The organism is Streptomyces sp. NPDC002209 (assembly GCF_042890265.1).
Lineage (GTDB): Bacteria > Actinomycetota > Actinomycetes > Streptomycetales > Streptomycetaceae > Streptomyces.
This window is the reverse complement of sequence record NZ_JBIARX010000008.1, coordinates 269,842-287,596: the sequence shown is the minus strand read 5'-3', so window position 1 is coordinate 287,596 and position 17,755 is coordinate 269,842. Positions and strand designations below refer to the sequence as shown.

General features: G+C 74.0%; 12 protein-coding genes. 5 read left to right on the top strand and 7 right to left on the bottom strand.

Going from position 1 to position 17,755, the window contains the following annotated elements; all coding sequences use genetic code 11:
• Position 1: 1 nt before the first annotated feature.
• From ACFYXK_RS18720 to ACFYXK_RS18700, 5 genes are read left to right on the top strand one after another with little or no spacing between them, the layout of a single operon-like run.
• On the top strand, positions 2-1,921 hold the full coding sequence (locus ACFYXK_RS18720) for a fumarate reductase/succinate dehydrogenase flavoprotein subunit (RefSeq protein ID WP_389412073.1): 1,920 nt from the start codon (positions 2-4) through the stop codon (positions 1,919-1,921).
• Complete coding sequence (locus tag ACFYXK_RS18715; protein ID WP_383504942.1) at positions 1,918-2,691, top strand: succinate dehydrogenase/fumarate reductase iron-sulfur subunit; 774 nt, start codon at positions 1,918-1,920, stop codon at positions 2,689-2,691. The genes ACFYXK_RS18720 and ACFYXK_RS18715 overlap by 4 nt, the downstream gene beginning before the upstream one ends.
• 60 nt (positions 2,692-2,751) lie before the next feature.
• Positions 2,752-6,615 carry a protein kinase gene (locus ACFYXK_RS18710; RefSeq protein ID WP_389412072.1) on the top strand — a complete coding sequence of 1,288 codons (3,864 nt, stop codon included), beginning with the start codon at positions 2,752-2,754 and terminating at the stop codon, positions 6,613-6,615.
• Positions 6,616-6,672: 57 nt separating this feature from the next.
• The gene (locus ACFYXK_RS18705) at positions 6,673-8,784 is read left to right on the top strand and encodes a TPM domain-containing protein (protein WP_389412071.1); all 2,112 of its coding nucleotides are present in this window, start codon (positions 6,673-6,675) and stop codon (positions 8,782-8,784) included.
• 32 nt (positions 8,785-8,816) lie between these two features.
• Complete coding sequence (locus ACFYXK_RS18700) at positions 8,817-9,536, top strand: PspA/IM30 family protein (RefSeq protein WP_389412070.1); 720 nt, start codon at positions 8,817-8,819, stop codon at positions 9,534-9,536.
• A 52-nt stretch (positions 9,537-9,588) separates the two neighbouring features.
• Here the strand turns inward: ACFYXK_RS18700 and ACFYXK_RS18695 are convergent, their stop codons facing one another.
• The 7 genes from ACFYXK_RS18695 to ACFYXK_RS18665 all read right to left on the bottom strand — a co-directional run bounded on the left by ACFYXK_RS18695 (position 9,589) and on the right by ACFYXK_RS18665 (position 17,646).
• A complete protein-coding gene (locus ACFYXK_RS18695) occupies positions 9,589-12,201 on the bottom strand; it encodes a SpoIIE family protein phosphatase (RefSeq protein ID WP_389412120.1) in 2,613 nt (870 codons plus the stop codon).
• Positions 12,202-12,359: 158 nt separating this feature from the next.
• Complete coding sequence (locus ACFYXK_RS18690) at positions 12,360-12,788, bottom strand: ATP-binding protein (RefSeq protein WP_383505770.1); 429 nt, start codon at positions 12,786-12,788, stop codon at positions 12,360-12,362.
• Positions 12,789-12,951: 163 nt separating this feature from the next.
• A complete protein-coding gene (locus ACFYXK_RS18685) occupies positions 12,952-13,383 on the bottom strand; it encodes a (deoxy)nucleoside triphosphate pyrophosphohydrolase (protein ID WP_389412069.1) in 432 nt (143 codons plus the stop codon).
• A gap of 30 nt (positions 13,384-13,413) precedes the next feature.
• Positions 13,414-13,599: an SPOR domain-containing protein gene (locus tag ACFYXK_RS18680; RefSeq protein ID WP_383504957.1), complete on the bottom strand. Its 186-nt coding sequence runs from the start codon at positions 13,597-13,599 to the stop codon at positions 13,414-13,416.
• A gap of 160 nt (positions 13,600-13,759) precedes the next feature.
• The gene (locus tag ACFYXK_RS18675) at positions 13,760-15,487 is read right to left on the bottom strand and encodes a purine-cytosine permease family protein (RefSeq protein ID WP_389412068.1); all 1,728 of its coding nucleotides are present in this window, start codon (positions 15,485-15,487) and stop codon (positions 13,760-13,762) included.
• Between the two features lie 116 nt (positions 15,488-15,603).
• On the bottom strand, positions 15,604-16,356 hold the full coding sequence (locus tag ACFYXK_RS18670; RefSeq protein ID WP_389412067.1) for a GntR family transcriptional regulator: 753 nt from the start codon (positions 16,354-16,356) through the stop codon (positions 15,604-15,606).
• Between the two features lie 150 nt (positions 16,357-16,506).
• Positions 16,507-17,646, bottom strand: coding sequence for a DUF4190 domain-containing protein (locus ACFYXK_RS18665; RefSeq protein WP_389412066.1), 1,140 nt, complete (start codon positions 17,644-17,646; stop codon positions 16,507-16,509).
• Between the last annotated feature and the right edge of the window lie 109 nt (positions 17,647-17,755).

The window sequence follows — 17,755 nt, the reverse complement described above, 5'->3', positions numbered from 1 at the left end:
CATGGCTCAAGTCGACCGGCAGCAGTGGGACGTGGTCGTGGTCGGTGCGGGCGGCGCCGGGCTGCGGGCTGCGATCGAGGCGCGCGAGCGGGGCAGGCGCACGGCCGTGATCTGCAAGTCCCTGTTCGGCAAGGCCCATACGGTGATGGCGGAGGGCGGGATCGCCGCCTCCATGGGCAACGTCAACGAGGGCGACAACTGGAAGGTGCACTTCCGCGACACCATGCGCGGCGGGAAGTTCCTGAACCAGTGGCGGATGGCGGAACTCCACGCGAAGGAGGCCCCGGACCGGGTCTGGGAGCTGGAGACCTGGGGGGCGCTCTTCGACCGCACCCCGGACGGGAAGATCTCCCAGCGCAACTTCGGCGGGCACGAGTACCCGCGCCTCGCCCACGTGGGCGACCGGACCGGCCTGGAGCTGATCCGCACCCTCCAGCAGAAGATCGTCCAGCTCCAGCAGGAGGACTTCAAGGAGTTCGGGGACTACGAGGCCCGGCTCAAGGTCTTCCAGGAGTGCACGGTCACCCGGGTGCTCAAGGATCGCGGCCCGAACGGCGGGGAGAGGGTCTCGGGGGCCTTCTGCTACGAGCGCGAGTCCGGCCGGTTCTTCGTCCTGGAGGCTCCGGCGGTGGTCCTGGCCACGGGCGGGATCGGCAAGTCGTTCAAGACGACGTCCAACTCCTGGGAGTACACGGGCGACGGCCACGCGCTGGCGCTGCTCGCGGGCGCACCGCTGCTGAACATGGAGTTCGTGCAGTTCCACCCGACCGGCATGGTCTGGCCCCCCTCGGTCAAGGGCATCCTCGTCACCGAGTCGGTGCGCGGCGACGGCGGGGTGCTGCGCAACAGCGAGGGCAAGCGGTTCATGTTCGACTACGTCCCGGACGTCTTCAAGGAGAAGTACGCGGAGTCCGAGGAGGAGGGCGACCGCTGGTACGAGGACCCGGACCACAACCGGCGCCCGCCCGAGCTGCTCCCCCGCGACGAGGTGGCCCGGGCCATCAACTCCGAGGTCAAGGCGGGCCGCGGCTCCCCGCACGGCGGGGTCTTCCTCGACGTGTCCACCCGGATGCCGGCCGAGCGGATCAAGCGGCGGCTGCCCTCCATGTACCACCAGTTCAAGGAGCTGGCGGACGTGGACATCACCGCCGAGCCGATGGAGGTCGGCCCGACCTGCCACTACGTGATGGGCGGGATCGCGGTCGACTCCGACACCGCGGCCACCGTCGGGGTTCCGGGCCTGTTCGCGGCGGGCGAGGTCGCGGGCGGCATGCACGGCTCGAACCGGCTCGGCGGGAACTCCCTGTCCGACCTGCTGGTGTTCGGCCGGCGGGCCGGCCTGCACGCGGCCGAGTACGCCACCGGCCTCGCCGGGGCGCTGCCCGCGGTCTCCCAGGCGGAGATCGACGCGGCCGCGGCGGAGGCGCTGGCCCCGTTCCATGCCGCCGAGGGCGCGGAGAACCCGTACACGCTCCACCAGGAGCTCCAGACGACCATGAACGACCTGGTCGGGATCATCCGCCGCGAGGGCGAGATGGCCGAGGCCCTGGAGAAACTGGCGGGTCTGCGCGTACGGGCGGCCCGGGCCGGGGTCGAGGGGCACCGGCAGTTCAACCCGGGCTGGCACCTCGCCCTGGACCTGCGCAACATGCTGCTGGTCAGCGAGTGCGTGGCCCGCGCGGCCCTGGAGCGCACCGAGAGCCGCGGCGGGCACACCCGGGAGGACTGCCCGTCGATGGAACGCAGCTGGCGTCCGGTGAACCTGCTGTGCCGACCGGTGGACCCGGCGCCCGAGGACCCCGCCGCCGACCGGATCTCCCTCGTCCGGACCCGGACCGAACCCATCCGCCCCGACCTGCTCGCGCTCTTCGAGAAGGAAGAGCTGGTCAAGTACCTCGCCGAAGAGGAGCTCTACGAATGAGTACGTACGACGCGAGCTTCCGGATCTGGCGGGGTGACGCCGAGGGCGGATCGCTCAGGGACTTCACCGTCGAGGTGCACGACGGCGAGGTCGTCCTGGACATCGTCCACCGGCTCCAGGCCACCCAGGCCTCGGACCTGGCGGTGCGCTGGAACTGCAAGGCGGGCAAGTGCGGTTCGTGCAGCGCGGAGATCAACGGCCGGCCGCGGCTGATGTGCATGACGCGCATGTCGACCTTCGACCGGGCCGAGACGATCACGGTCACGCCGCTGCGCGCCTTCCCGGTCGTCCGGGACCTGGTCACGGACGTGTCCTTCAACTACCGCAAGGCCCGCGAGGTCCCGGCCTTCGTCCCGCCGGAAGGGGTGGCTCCGGGGGCGTACCGGATGCAGCAGGTGGACGTGGACCGCTCGCAGGAGTTCAGGAAGTGCATCGAGTGCTTCCTGTGCCAGGACACCTGCCACGTGGTGCGCGACCACGAGGAGAACAAGCAGGTGTTCGCCGGTCCGCGCTTCCTGATGCGGGTCGCGGAGCTGGACATGCACCCGCTGGACGCGGCGGCGGAGGCGGGCCTGGACCGCAAGCGCACGGCCCAGGAGGAGCACGGACTCGGCTACTGCAACATCACCAAGTGCTGTACGGAGGTCTGCCCCGAGGGCATCAAGATCACCGACAATGCGCTGATCCCGCTGAAGGAACGGGCGGTGGACCGCAAGTACGACCCGCTGGTGTGGCTGGGCAACAAGATCCGCAGGCGTGCTGACCTGTAGCACCCCCGGCCGTTCATTTCGCAGGACACAATGCCCCCTGGGAAAACGTCGCATGACGTGATGTCAGGGGGCTCTGCGGTGCAGGTGGGGGATCTGCTGGCCGGCCGGTACCGGCTGGACCGGCGGCTGGGCCAGGGCGGCATGGGCGAGGTGTGGCGCGGGCACGACCTGGCGCTGGACCGCTCCGTGGCGGTCAAGGTGCTGCTGGAGGCGGCCACGAACGACGAGGTGGTCGCCCGTTTCAGACGCGAGGCCACGATCGGGGCGCGGCTCCAGCACCCGGGGATCACGGTGGTGCACGACGTGGGGCAGCAGGACGGGCGCCTGTTCATCGTGATGGAGCTGCTGGCCGGCGAGGACCTGGCCACGGTGCTGGCGCGGGACGGCGGACTCGCGGTGGACCTCGCGGTCGACCTGGCCGCGCAGACGGCGGAGGCCCTGGCCGCCGCGCACGAGCAGTCGGTGGTCCACCGGGACCTGAAGCCCGCCAACCTCTTCCTGCTGCCGGGCCGGCGGCTCAAGATCTGCGACTTCGGCATCGCGTACTCCGCGGACGCGACGGCGGGCTGGACGGTCACGGGCCGGATGTTCGGCACGCCCGCGTACATGGCGCCGGAGCAGTGGCGGGGCGAGCGGGTGGGTGCCCGGTGCGATCTGTACGCGCTGGGGTGCGTGCTGTACGCGCTGCTGAGCGGGGCGCCGCCGTTCGGCCAGACCGAGGGGCCGTACGTCCTGATGCGCCGGCACATCGAGGAGCCGCCGCTCCCGCTGCGCGAGGTCGGTGCGCCGGTCCCCGCGGAGCTGGACCGGCTGGTCCGGGCGCTGCTCGCGAAGGACCCGGCGGGGCGGCCGGAGTCGGCGCAGGCGGTGGGCAAGACCCTGCGGGGCCTGCGCGGGGCCCGGCCTGCGCCTTCGGCGGACCGTATGCCGGCACGACCGGCCGCCCCCGGGCCGGGTTTCGGCCCCGCGCCGGAGACCGGGCTCGACGTGGCGACCGCGGCCGGGGCTGCGCCGGACGGTGCGGTCATGGCTCGAGCCGGGAGCCGGACAGCGCAGGGTGCTGCGCCCGGGACCGGGGCCGGGGCGCAAGCCCGGCCCGCGGCGGAAGCCGGGACGGGGGCCGCGGCCCGGGCCGGGACCGAGGCTGCGCCCGGGGCCGGGGCCGGGGCCGACCCCGGCACCGGGGCGGCGGCGGAGGCTGGGCCCGGGGCGGCGGCAGACGCCGGGACCGGACCTGAGCCGGGGCCCGGGGCGGGGGCTGCGCGGGAGGCCCGGGCCGAGGCTGCGGCCCCGGCCAGGACCGTGGCTGCGCCCGGGGGCGGGCGGGCCACTGCGGCAGGGGCTGCGCCCGGGACCGGGGCTGCGGCCCACCGGATCGGGGCCGAGCCGCAGACCGGCGTCCGGCCCGGAGCGGACCCCGCGGCGAAAGGCGGGACGGGGGCTGCGCCAGAGGCCGGGGCGGCGGAAGCCGGGGCCGAGCCGCAGACCGGCGTCCGGGCCGGAGCGGGCCCGGCGGCGAAAGCCGGGACGGCGGCCGGGACCGGGACGGCGGCCGGGACCGGGAGCGGGGCGGCGGCGGGAGCCTGGGACAGGGCCCCGGGCGGGGGTGCCTGGTGGCGGGAGGGCGTGCGGGACGGCCTCGGGGATGCGGTCGGGGTCCCCGGCCGGCCTCCGGCGGACGCCGCGTCCGGATCCGATCCCGACGGCGGGCCCGAGCCCGTGGTCGGGGATTCCGGCGCGGGAGCGGCCCTCCCGCCCGCCGTGCAGGAGTTCGTACGGGCGCTGCTCCTCGAGGCCGAGGAGGCGCTCCGGGCCGGGCCCGTCGTCGGGGAGGCCCGCATCGAGGTGCTGGCCGTGGCCGCCGACGCCGCGGCCCGCTTCGACGCGGGCCTCGCCGGACGGCTCCTGGCGGATGCCGAGCTCGCGGCCTGGGCCGGCGGCGCGGGCGACGGGGCCGGGGCGGCGCGGCTGCTGACCGAACTGGCCGGTGCCACCTCGGCGCAGGCCCCGGCGCGGGCCCGGCGGCTGCTGACCGATGCGCAGCAGGCGCTGTTCACGGTGTTCGGCGCCCGGCGGGAGGGGCAGCTGCGTGCGCTCGCCGAGGAACTGGTCAAGGTGGCCCCCGAGCAGGCCTCCCGGATCGCCGGGTACCACTTCCGCGGACGCCCGGCGCGCGGCGGGCTCCGGGCCAGGATCGGGGCGGCCCTCGCCGCGGACCGGCCCGAGGAGGCCGAGCGGCGGCTCGCCGGGATCGAGGACCCGGGCCTGCGCGCGGCCGCCACGTACGACCTGGTCGTCGCCCTCGCCCCGCGGGACCTGCCTGCGGCTGTGCGGCTGAGCGAGCGCATCGGCTCGGCCGGCGGCCGGCTGCTCGTGCTGTGCCAGCTGGCCCAGGACCGGGCCGCGGCCGGGGATCCGGCGGGTGCGGCCCACGCCCTGGAGCAGGCGGAGGAGGAGCTGCCCCGGGTCTTGGAGGAGCGTGCGGCGTGGCTGCGGGAGGAGGCCGACCGGCTCGAGGGGCAGTGGCGGCCGGCGGAGGCGGACGAGCTGCGCAGCCGGGCCGACGGGCTGCTGCACGGCCGGACGGAGGCCTCCGCCGACGAGAAGGCCGGGCACACGCTCGCCGCGCTCGAGTCGGCCCGTGCCCGGGTCGCGCAGGCCGCCCGGGAGCCCCTGGACCGGGCGCGGGCGCAGGCCCGCGCGGACCGGGCCCGGAGTCTGCCGGCGCCGGCGCAGCGGGCGCTGGCGCTGGCCGAGACCGCCCGGGAGTGCCTGCCGACGGGGCGGCTGCCCTGGCTGCCGGAGGCGGCGGCCGACGCGGGTACTCCCCTGCCGCCCGGGGCCTTCGCCGCCATCCGTACGGAGGCCCCGTCGCGGTCGGCGCCCGCGCCCGCGCCCCCCGGGCAGCGGCAGTGGCACGACGTCAGCGTCCGTCCCGAGGCCCTGTGGGCGGCCGGCGACGGCGTGGTGTGGCGGACCGGGGCCGAGGTGGGCCTCGTACATGCCTCGAGCGGTGCGATCCGCTGGACGGCGTTCGCCGACGAGGGGGTCCCGGAGCCTCCGCTGCCCGGGGACGGGCAGGTGGGGGTGGGCTGCGCCGCGGACGCCGCCACGGTGTACGTCCGCGTACACCGGGACGGCGAGCCGAGGGCACGCCTGGTGGCGCGGGAGCCGCGCGACGGGCGGGTGCGCTGGTGGCGCGACCTGCCGCAGAGGGGTCGGCTGCACCCCGCGGGGCCGGTGCTGCTGCACGAGGCCGGCGGCGACCTGACCGCGCGGCGCGCGGCGACGGGCGAGTTCCTGTGGCATGCGCAGCCGGACTCCACCCGGCTGCGGACCGTCGTGGGTGGCTGCGTGGTCCTGACGGGTGAGCGACGGATCGAGGCCCTGCACCTGTCGAGCGGGGAGCGGATGTGGTCTCGACTCCGCGGCTCCGAGGCCTTCGAGCGGACGCCCGGCCTGCAGCCCGTGCACCTGGTGGACGGCGATCACGTACGCGCCCTCGACAGCGGAACCGGCCGGGAGCTGTGGCGGTTCGCCCCGGGCGTGCCGGAGCGGCTGCTGGCCGAGGGCGGAGCGGTGTACGGGACGGCGTACAGCCCGGGCCGGGGGGACCTGGTGTTCGCACTCGACGCGGAGACCGGTGCGCTGCGCTGGCAGCGGCTGACCCGGCGGGACGCCCCGGGGGGCACGGTCGAACTGCTGGGCCTGCGACCCGGCGGGCTGTACGTCAGGTTCGGTCCGGGCGGCCGTCGCGGCCTGCTGAACCGCCCCGCGGAAGCCTCCGTCGCGGTCCTGGACCCGGCGACGGGCAAGCCGCGCCGCCGGTGGGAGGAGCCTGCGGCCACCCGCGGGAGCATCCTGCTGATCGGCGAGCAGCTCGTCCTGGCCCGCCCGGAGCTGGAGGCGGTGGCCCTGCCCTGACCGGGGCGGCACCGGCTCCGGTCGCGGTGGCCGGGGTGTGGTCATAGCCTCCGGAATGTGACTCCGCCGAAGCGACGACGCACCGCCGCCGGGACGTGCGCACGGGTCGGGCTCGTGCTGGCCGCCGCGCTGCTGGGGCTCGGCGGCTGGGGGGTGGCGGGGGCACCGGCCGCCCGGGCCGAGGATCCCGTCACGCTGTCGCAGCAGGGGCAGATCACCGACCGCGTCGGCGCCCTCGGCGACCGCAAGGCCGCCGTCACCGCCGCGCTGGACGAGCTGTACGCCGGCCACCGCATCCAGCTGTTCGTGACGTACGTGCACGATTTCTCCGGGCGCTCCGCGCAGAGCTGGGCGGACGCCACCGCGCAGAAGAACGGCCTCGGCCAGGACGACGTGCTGCTGGCGGTGGCGACCGGGGCGCGCCAGTACGCCTATTCGGCCGATGTCGACTCCGGGTTCACCCAGGAGCAGCTCGCGGAGGTCGCCCGTACGGCCATCGAGCCCGCGCTGAGGCAGAACGACTGGGCGGGCGCGGCGATCGGCGCCGCCGACGGGTACGGCGCCGTGCTCGCCGGGAAGCCCGTACCCGTGCCGTCCGTCACCCCCGGCGTGGCGAACCCCGGCGGCGGCGCGGGCGAGGGCAACGGGGCCGGGGACTACGTGCTCCCGGTGGTCGTCGTCGGCGCGGCCGGCGCCCTCGGGGCGTACGCGTACAGCCGCCGCAAGCGCAAGGGCGGCGCCCGCGGCGGCGGCACGACGGGCTGGGGCCGGCAGCCCGCGACCACGACCGCCCTGCCGCTGCCCGAGCTGGACGCCAAGGCCGGGGCCCTGCTGGTGGAGACCGACGACGCGATCCGCACCAGCACCGAGGAGCTCGGCTTCGCCTCCGCGCAGTTCGGCGACGCGGCGGTCGGCACGTTCACCGAGGCCCTGGCCTTCGCGCAGAGCGAGCTGACGGCCGCGTTCCGGCTGCGCCAGCAGCTCGACGACGCGCAGCCCGAGGACGACCCCACCCGGCGGCGGATGCTGGACGAGATCGTGGCCCGCTGTACGGAGGCGAACCGGCGGCTCGACGCCGAGTCGGCGGACTTCGACCGGCTGCGGGACCTGGAGAAGAACGCCCCTCGGGCCGTGGCGACGGTGGAGGCGCACGTGCGGGACCTGACGGGCCGTACGACGACGGCCGAGGCCACCTTGACCGCGCTGGCCGGGCGCTACGCGGACTCGGCGTCCGCGCCGGTGGCCTCCAACGCCGAACAGGCCGAGGACCGGCTGCTGTTCGCGACGGCCGGCCTCGGCGAGGCCCGGGCGGCGCTCGAGGGCGGCGACAACGGGAAGGCCGCCGTGCACGTACGGGCGGCCGAGAGTGCGGTGGACCAGGCGGCGACGCTGGTCGATGCGGTGGAGCGGCGGGCGCAGGAGCTGGCGGAGGCCGCCGGGAAGCTGCCCGGGGCGCTCACGGAGACGCAGACCGACCTCGCCGATGCCCGCGGCCTGCTGACCGGCACCGCGGAAGGGGTCTCCACGGCGGATCTGCGCGGCCGCATCGGCCGGGCGGAGGCGGTCCTGGCCGACGTGCGGCGGGCGCAGGAGGCCGGCCGGTACGACCCGATCGACGCCCTGCGCCGGGTCGAGGAAGCCGATGCCGTCCTCGACGAGGCGCTGGCCGGGGCCCGGGAGCGCGAGGCGGGCAGCCGGCGGGCGGCCGCCCTGCTGGACCAGGCGGTGCTCTCGGCGCGCAGCGCGATCGGCGCGGCGGCGGACTACATCACCACGAGCCGTGGCGCGGTCGGCAGCCAGGCGCGCACCCGGCTGGCGGAGGCGCAGCGGCGCATGGAGCGGTCGGCGGCCCTGGCGGGCTCGGACCCGGCGGCCGCGCTGGCGCAGGCGCAGCAGGCGGACGGGCTGGCGCGGCAGGCGCAGCAGCTGGCCGAGCAGGACGTACGGGCCTACCAGAACCCGTACGGCGGCGGGCAGCGGCAGCAGGGCGGCATGGGCGGCGCGGTCCTCGGCGGGATCATCCTGGGCGAGATCCTGCGCGGCGGCCGCGGGGGCGGGGGCTTCGGCGGCTCCTTCGGCGGCGGGGGCTTCGGGGGCGGCGGACCGGGCCCCGGCTCCTTCGGCGGCGGCGGCACCCGCGGCCGCATGGGCGGCGGCGGCCGCTTCTGATCCACTCTCCCTCACCCCGTGAAAGGTCACCGATGAGCAAGCAGACCATCCTCGGCCGCGTCACCCAGCTCGCGAAGGCGAACATCAACGCGCTGCTGGACCAGGCGGAGGATCCGCAGAAGATGCTGGACCAGCTGATCCGCGACTACTCGGCCAACATCACGGAGGCGGAGCAGGCGGTCGCCACCACGATCGGCAATCTGCGGATGCTGGAGGCGGACCACAAGGAGGACGTGGAGGCGGCCGCGGAATGGGGCGCCAAGGCGCTCGCGGCGAGCAGGAAGGCGGACGGGCTGCGGGCGTCGGGGGCGGCGGCGGACGCGGACCGGTTCGACAACCTGGCCAAGGTCGCCCTCGGCCGCCAGCTCCGGTCGGAGCAGGAGGCGAAGACGGCGGAGCCGACGATCGCCGCGCAGACGGAGGTCGTGGACAAGCTCAAGTCCGGGCTGGACGCGATGAAGGACAAGCTGACCGGGCTGACGGCCAAGCGGGACGAGCTGGTGGCCCGGGCGAAGACCGCGCAGGCGCAGAACACCATGCTGGACGCGGTGAAGAGCATCGACGTCATGGACCCGACGAGCGACATCGCCCGCTTCGAGGACAAGGTCCGCCGGGAGGAGGCCAGGGCCCTGGGCCGGCAGGAACTGGCGGCGTCCTCCCTGGACGCCCAGTTCGAGGCACTGGACGACCTCGGCACGTCCTCGGAGATCGAGGCCCGCCTGGCAGCCCTGAAGTCCGGCAGGGCCGCCTGACGAAACCGCTGCGCCGAGCCTCTGCGCGCAGCGGGACCCGCCCCGCCCGCGGTCAGCCGTACATGCTCAGCAGCTGCTCCGCCGAGAGTTCGGAGACGGCCTGGGCCGCCGCGCCCGGGAGGGGGAGCTCGAACCAGACCGTCTTCCCCCGGTGGGTGCGGCGCGTGCCCCAGCCCGCCGACAGCAGGCCGACCAGCTGCAGCCCCCGCCCGCCCTCGTCCGTGTCCCGGGCCCGGCGCCGCCGCGGCTGCACCAGGTTCCCGTCCCAGACCTCGCAGACCAGGGTGCGGTCGAGCAGCAGCCGCAGCCGGATCTCGCCCTCCCCGTACCGCAGGGCGTTCGTCACCAGCTCGCTCACCAGCAGCTCGGTGGTGTCGAGCAGCCCCTCCAGCCCCCAGGCCGGCAGTTTCGCCCGTGCCAGCTCGCGCGCCCGGCCCACCGACCGCGCCTCGCGCGGCAGCTGCCAGTCCCCCACCGCTTCCACCGGCAGCCCCTGCACCCGCGCCATCAGCAGCGCGATGTCGTCCTCACCGTGCCGCGTGTCCAGCGTGTTCAGCACGTGGTCGCACACGTCCTCCAGCGGCCGCACCGGGTCGGACAGCGCGTCCCGCAGCCCCCGCAGCCCCTCCTCGAGCGGATGGTCCCGCGATTCGACCAGCCCGTCCGTGTACAGGGCCAGCAGGGCGCCCTCCGGGAGGTCCACCTCCACCTCCTCGAACGGCTCCCCGCCCACGCCCAGCGGCATCCCGGGCGGCACCTCCAGCAGCAGGGCGGGGCGCGGCGGGGCGCCCGGTTCCGCCGGTTCCACCAGGACCGGCGGCATGTGGCCGGCGTTGGCGATGGTGCAGCGCCGGGTCACCGGGTCGTAGACGGCGTACACGCAGGTCGCGAGGTACACCTCGGAGCGGTCCGCGTCCCGCGAGTACAGGGCCGCCCGGGAGGCCTGCTGGGAGCCGCCGGGCGCGCCGAGCCCGCGGGCGATCTCGTCCAGCGCGCTGAGCACCTCGGCCGGTTCCAGGTCCAGCAGCGCCAGGGTCCGTACGGCGGTGCGCAGTTCGCCCATCGCGACGGCCGCCCGCAGCCCGCGGCCCATGACGTCGCCGACGACGAGCGCCGTGCGGTGCCCGGGCAGCTCGATGACGTCGAACCAGTCCCCGCCGACCTCGGTGGCCGCGTTCCCCGGCAGGTACCGGCAGGCGATGTCCAGGCCGGCCGCCTCGGGGTCCCCGGGCGGCAGCAGGCTGCGCTGCAGTATCAGCGCCCGCTCGTGCTCGCGCCGGTAGAGGCGGGCGTTGTCGATGCAGACGGCCGCCCGGGCGGCGAGTTCCACGGCCACCGCCCGGTCCCGTTCCCCGAAGGGCTCGCTGCCCTTCGTACGGGAGAACTGGGCGAGCCCGACGACGGTGTCGTGGGCGACCATCGGTACGACGAGCGTCGACTGTACGAGGTCGTCCGGTCCGCCGCCCTCGATCAGCCGCGGGCGCGCGGTCCGCAGGGCGAGTGCGCCCGGCGAGGCCGCCGGGTAGCGGTGGATCTCCCCTACGGAGACCAGCGCGCCCGGACCCGACAGCGGGGCGTCCGACACGGCCGAGGCGAAGGCGACGCGCCGCAGCGGGGCGGAGGGCGCCCGGCCGGCGCCCAGCCCGGGCGGCAGTGAGGGCACGCCCGGGCCCTGCGGCCGGGCGGGCCGGTCGTCGTCGCCGAGGAGCAGCCCCTGGTAGAGGTCGACGGCGGCGAGGTCGCAGAAGCCCGGGACGGTCACGTCCAGCAGTTCGCGGGCGGTGGTCTCGAGGTCGAGGGAGTTCCCGATGCGGTGCCCGGCCTCGTTGAGCAGGGCGAGATTGCGCCGGACCCCGGCGGCCTCGCGGGCGGCGAGGTGGCGGCGGGTGACGTCGGTGCCCAGGCCCGCGACGCCGATGGGGCGGCCGGTGCCGCCGTGGACGCGGTAGAGGTTGATGGACCAGTGGCGGTGTTCCCGGCTGCCGGGGGCGGCGCCGGTGATCTGGAGGTCGGTGACGGATTCGCCGGTCTCCAGGACCCGCCGCAGTGCCTCGGCCATCCGGTCGGCCTCCTGGGGCGGCAGGTAGTCGTGGACGGTGCGGCCGCGGTGCTCCTCGACGGCCCCGCCGAAGACGGTCGCGAAACGGCGGTTGGCCCGCTGCACGGTGAGGTCCGTACCGAAGAGCAGGAAGCCGAAAGGAGATTGGCCGAATATCGCCTGCGAGGCGGCGAGATCGGATTCGATCCGGCGCAGCGCGCGTACGTCGACCACGACGCACAGTGCGGCCCGCTCGGCGGTCTCGGTCTGGGTGGGCATCACATAGATCTCGGCCACGCCGTGCGCACCGTTCCCGCCGGGGATCCGGAAGGGGACGAGGCCGGTCCATTCCTTGCCGTCGAGGATCTCGGACACCCTGCGGTGCCCGCCGGCGCGCAGCTCCGGCGGCATGAAGGCGTCCACCGGGTCGCGGCCCACGGCCTGTGCGGCGGTCAGCCCGAACAGTTCCTCGGCGCGCAGGCTCCACTGGTCGATGAGCCCGTCGGGTCCGATGGAGAAGGACGCGACCTTTATGTAGTCATATATCGAGCCAGGCGGGCTGCTGTGCCACAGGGAGTCATGCCATGTCTCCCCGGGCACACGGGCCTGATGTGCCTGCGCAGGTATCTCGCTCACGCGACCGTCCCCTCCAGCTCACCGCAACCGGACCGGCCATGACCGAAGTATTCAGCACCACGGCCCTGCACGGCACGGCGTTCACGATCACAAAAAGGTCCCGACTATTTCGAGCCATGCCGTGTGATCGTCGGCCATCCTTCACCTTGTTACTCACCAGGAAGTGCCAACTCGAACCACACGGTCTTGCCCGATTTCCCGTGCCGCGTCCCCCAGCGCTGCGCGGAGGACGCCACCAGGTGAAGACCCCGGCCGCCCTCGTCGTCCGGCTGCGCGACCCGTTCACGGGGCGGATCCGGAAGCGGATCGGAAACCTCCACGAGCAGGGCGGCACCCCCCGTCACACTTCCGCTGGCCGGATTGCGCCGCACCAGGCGGACGCCGATGGGGCCGGAGGCGTACCTCAGCGAATTGGTGACCAGCTCGCTGACCAGCAGGACGGTGACGTCGCCGACGGAGTCCAGACCCCAGGATCCGAGCGTGCCACGTACGGCGTGCCGGGCGGTGCGGACGGCGCCGGGTTCGGCGGGGAAGGCCCACTCGGCGCATTCACCGTCTGTGTCGATCACGCCGATCACTTCCCGGGCCGGCAACGACCCCAGTCCGATTCATCAGGGACAGAGCCACGAGGGGCAGTACACGATTGGGACTAATAGCGACATACCCGATATTCGAGGCGTCGTACCACCCGATCCTTCACGCACCGGCGCACTGTGGCGCAGACGGCCCAGTGCACGCGCGTCACGCGCCCCCGTGCGACCTGCCGTGCTGCTCGTCGCGCTCGGCGCGCAGCCGGCGTCCGGCCTCGGCGACCGCCGGCCGGTCCTGGTCGAGCCAGTCCACCGAGTCCAGCTCCTCGGGTCCGAGCCAGCGCAGCTCGTCGTGGTCCTCCAGCGGCGCGGGGTCCCCGGACAGCAGCCGGGCGGTCCACACGTGCAGGACGAGCCCGGGCCTGAGCAGCCACTCCCCCGGGATCCGGTCCAGCGGTTCGGCCTCCACGCCGAGCTCCTCGCGCAGTTCGCGCACGAGCGCCTCGGGGACGGACTCGCCCGGCTCGGCCTTCCCGCCCGGCAGCTCCCAGCGTCCGGCCAGCTCCGGGGGTGCGCTGCGGCGGGCGGCCAGCAGGCGGCCCTCATGACAAAGGGCTCCGCCCACGACCACTCGTACCGTCATGGGGCGGAGCCTATGTCAACGCGGGGATGCTCAGTTCGTCGTGGCGGTCTGACCGATCCGCTCGACCCAGTACAGCTGCTTGTGGCCCCTGTCTTCGAGGCTGTCGACGACCTTCTGGGCCTCGGCCCGGGTGGGGTACCGGCCCACCCGGTAGCGGTTGCCGTTGTCGTCCTGACGTATGACCAGCCATGGGAGCAGGGCACCGCTGTCGTTCATCGCGTTTCACCCTCCGCCGATGTACCTGCCCGGGAAACCGCATTGCGCATATGCCCGACCTTACGCCCGACCTTTACGGAGCGGATACGGTTTTTCACGAAGAGGTACCTCACAGGCGTACGCATCCGGCCATGCGTACGACAGGGCCGTGTACGCCGGTTCAGAACCGGCGCACCGTGGGCATCGGCAACACCACCGCACCTCCCTGCGGCGCCTTGCGGCAGACGTCACCGCAGGCGGCGTCGAGGGAGCAGCACAGGGAGCAGATCGGCCCCGACTGCACGGGGCAGTCGGCGATGTCGGGGAGTTCGTAGGCCGTTTCGCACACGGAGCAGGTGTGGGTGGCGGTGACGTCCAGGGCCTGCGCTCCCGGCCCTCCCCCGGAGCCTTCGGCCCGGGAGGTCCCCATGACGGTGTTCGGCCTGGCCAGGTAGTACTTCCCTCCGGTCGCCCAGGCGATCAAAGGGCACAGGGCGAGGGCGAGTCCGGCCGCGATGAAGGTGGAGAACGCCTCGGCGTAGGGGCCGAACAGTCCGAAGAAGGCGAGGATCGAGACGGTGGAGGCGATCACCATTGCGCCGAAACCCGCCGGGTTGACGGCGTAGAGGTACGCCCGCTTGAACTCGATGTACGGCGGGCTGAGTCCGAGCCGCTTGTTGATCACGAGGTCTGCGGCGACGGCGGCGATCCACGCGATGCCGACGTTGGAGTAGAAGCCGAGCAGCTTGCCGAGCATCGCGAACATGTCGAGCTCCATCAGCGTCAGCGCGATGGCGAGGTTGAGGAAGATGTACCAGACCCGGCCGGGGTGGCGGTGGGTGATGCGGGAGAAGAAGTTCGACCAGGACAGCGAGCCGCTGTAGGCGTTGGTGACGTTGATCTTCACCTGGGAGACGATCACGAAGAGCGCGGCGGCGGGCAGCGCGAAGGAGCCGAGCCACGGGCGCAGGGCTTCGATCTGCGGGGCGATCGGCTCCAGGGCGTGCGTCTTGCCGACCGTTTCGAGGGCCGCGAAGGCGAGGAAGGCGCCGCCGAGCTGTTTGGCGGCCCCGATGATCACCCAGCCGGGGCCCGCGGCGAGCACCGCGGTCTTCCATGTGCGGCTGTTGGCCGCGGTCTTGGCCGGCATGAACCGCAGGTAGTCGGCCTGTTCTCCGATCTGGGCGATGAGCGAGAGGGCGATGCCGGTCCCGAAGCCGAACCCCGTCCAGGAGAAGCCGGCCCCGGCGCCCTCGGTGCCGCCGAAGTGCGTGAACGCACCCCAGGCGTCCGGGGCGTGGAAGGCGAGCACGAGGAACGGCAGCACCAGGCCGATCAGCCAGACGGGCTGGGTCCACGCCTGCACCTTGGCGAGCGCGCCCATGCCCTTGAACACGATCGGGATCACGATGAGCGTCGTGACGAGGTACCCGATCTCGACGGGGAGCCCCATCGCCTGGTGCATGGCCTGAGCCATGATCGAGCCTTCGAGGGCGAAGAAGATGAAGGTGAAGGAGGCGTAGATGAGGGAGGTGAGGGTGGACCCGAAGTAGCCGAAACCGGCGCCCCTGGTGATCAGGTCCATGTCCAGCCCGTACGTGGCGCACGCCCGGGCGATGGGGATGCCGGTCAGGAAGATGACGGCGGCGGCGGTCAGGATCGCGGCCAGTCCGCTGGTGAACCCGTACGCGAAGACGATCGAGGCACCGATGGCGAAGTCGGCGAGGTAGGCGATCCCGCCGAGCGCCGTGCCCGCGACGGTGGCGGGGCTCCAGCGGCGGAACGAGTGGGGCGCGTACCGCAGCGAGTAGTCCTCGCGGCTCTCGTCGGCGGCGAGTTTCGCGTAGCTCCGGCGGGGCCCGGAGGCGGGCCCGGGTGTGGCGGCCTTGGCGGCGGCGGTGTCGGTCATACCGCCGGACGGTAGGTCCGGTCTGTGACACCCCGTCACACGTGGACATTGCCCGGGGGTTACGCCCCGCGCTCCCGCATCACCGCCCTGTTAACGCCCGGGCACGCCCCGTCCGCTCACCGGACCGGCAGGTGGTACGACAGGCGGTAGCGGTCCGCCGGGACCACCACGTCGGCGGTCTCGACCGCCAGCCCGGACGCGAAGTACGTGCGGCCGATCACCAGGACCACATGGCCCGGGACCCCGCCCAGCAGCATGATCTCCTCGGCCAGGCCGGGCCGCGCCCCGACCTCCTCCACCACGTTGTCCACGACGACGTCGATCGCGGCCATCCGGTCGACGACCCCCGAGCCCCCGAGCGGCCCCTCCTCCGGCAGCATCACCGGCGTCCGGCCCGTGACCGCGAGCGGCTCCCAGGAGGTCGACAGCATCATCGCCTCCCCCGCGTCGCGGAACACGTACCGCGTCCGCATCACCCGCTCGCCGGGCTCGATGCCGAGCCGTTTGGCGATCTCCGCCGGTGCGGCCGTCTGCTCGCTGCTGGACTCCCAGGTGCCCCGGGCGCCCGCCTCGGCCTGCTCCTGCCGGAAGGGCGTCGACGTCCCGCCCGTGCGGTATCCCGAGCGGGCGACCCGTCTCGGCACGGGCTGCTCCCGTACGTACGTACCCGACCCGGACCGGCCCTCGACCAGCCCTTCCGCCATGAGGACCTTGCGCGCCTCCAGCGCCACGGTGTCGGAGACCCCGTACTCCTCGCGGATCCGCGCCTGCGAGGGGAGCCGGGCGTGCGGGGGCAGGGACCCATCGACGATCTTCCGTCGCAGATCCCCGGCGACGCGCAGATAGGCCGGCTGCTCACCGAAAGTCACTGGCCACTCCCATCAGGTTGACAGACAGCTACACCCTGGCAACCGACGGTTGTAGACCGCAAGCAAGGGCCAGAGTTTCACCCGAAGTGATGAAGCCAGGTCACTGAAACCCGTTACCGCGCGTTACCTCACGCTATCCTCGACGGCTCCTCACACCGAGGCCGAAGAGGACCCGTCCGACGCGCCGTCCGATCCGCTGCCCGCATCGCCGTCCGGGGAGCCCGACGGTCCCGCGAGCCAGTCCGGCACACGCGTCGAGAGCCCGTACGCCCCGCGCAGCGCCTTCTCCGTGTCCACGGACAGGGCACCCGAGGCCGCGTCCCACGCGTCCTTGAACTCGGCCGGCTTCGTCGCCTTCGCCGCCCGCTGCCACGCCGCCCGCGCCGCCTCGACCTCCCTGAGCTGCGCCCGCGCCGGCCCGGCCAGTTCCGGCCGGCCCTTCACCCCGTCCAGCAGCCCCGCCTCCGCGGCCAGCGCCCGGTCGACCTCGCGGGCCCAGTCCCGGTACTGCGGCAGCGCCTCGTCGAGGTCCTCCTCCGGCCCGCCCCCCAGCGCCAGGTCGGCCTCGTTCATCACGCGCAGGAAGGCCACCTGCTCCGGCTTCAGCGTCCCGGCGTCCTTGCGCAGGCTGCCGCGGTGCGCCCGCTCCGCCGTGCCGATGACGCAGAGCAGCCGCCGGTCGCCGCCGCCCCACGCTTCGCGCGAGGGCGCGAAGTAGAACATCTCCGCGTACGAGGGCAGCGCCCACGAGTCCATCGCGTACGCGTCCTGCGCCTTCCAGCACGCGTCCGTGGCGGTCTTCTTCAGCTCGGGCCCGCCCGGGGACACCGTGTCGTCGAGCCGCGTCGTGGAGGTGATCTCGCCCTCGTGCACCTCGGTGCACGCGATCCGGTAGATGAGCGGGCTCTCGTCGAGCAGGTCCCCGCCGGGGACGTTGAAGCAGTCGCCCGCGCGCATGTCGTCCATGGCGGTCAACTCGCCCTCGACGCCCTCGAACCGCTGGAGCGTGTCCAGCCGGTCGAACAGCCGCTCCGCCGCCCGGTCCGCGGCGAGGACGACGACGGCGGTCATCGCGAGCGACACCGCCAGACCCGTGATCGCGAGCGCCCTGCCCCGCTCCCCCTTCCGCGCGATCTGGACGAGCGCCACGATCCCGAACACGACCCCGAGCGGCGGCAGGCACAACAGCCCGACCAGCAGCGACGCGAGCGCGAAGCCGTTGAGGGCGGGCTCCCCGTACGCCGGCTTCGCAGGCGGAGCGGGCCAGTAGGGCGGGGGCGGGGTGCTCACGGGGCGTGGGGCTCCATCACAGGGGGCGCGAACGAATGCGCGAAATAGTACGCATCGGGGGCGACCGCCGTGACGGTCGCCCCCGCAGTTCACCACGGCATCAGGCCGT

Excerpts from the sequence above, each read along its gene's own strand:
- ACFYXK_RS18680 (WP_383504957.1), bottom strand. The coding sequence starts at position 13,599 with ATGAACGACAGCGGTGCCCTGCTCCCATGGCTGGTCATACGTCAGGAC.
- ACFYXK_RS18710 (WP_389412072.1), top strand. The coding sequence starts at position 2,752 with ATGTCAGGGGGCTCTGCGGTGCAGGTGGGGGATCTGCTGGCCGGCCGG.
- ACFYXK_RS18720 (WP_389412073.1), top strand. The coding sequence starts at position 2 with ATGGCTCAAGTCGACCGGCAGCAGTGGGACGTGGTCGTGGTCGGTGCG.
- ACFYXK_RS18715 (WP_383504942.1), top strand. The coding sequence starts at position 1,918 with ATGAGTACGTACGACGCGAGCTTCCGGATCTGGCGGGGTGACGCCGAG.
- ACFYXK_RS18700 (WP_389412070.1), top strand. The coding sequence starts at position 8,817 with ATGAGCAAGCAGACCATCCTCGGCCGCGTCACCCAGCTCGCGAAGGCG.
- ACFYXK_RS18675 (WP_389412068.1), bottom strand. The coding sequence starts at position 15,487 with ATGACCGACACCGCCGCCGCCAAGGCCGCCACACCCGGGCCCGCCTCC.
- ACFYXK_RS18685 (WP_389412069.1), bottom strand. The coding sequence starts at position 13,383 with ATGACGGTACGAGTGGTCGTGGGCGGAGCCCTTTGTCATGAGGGCCGC.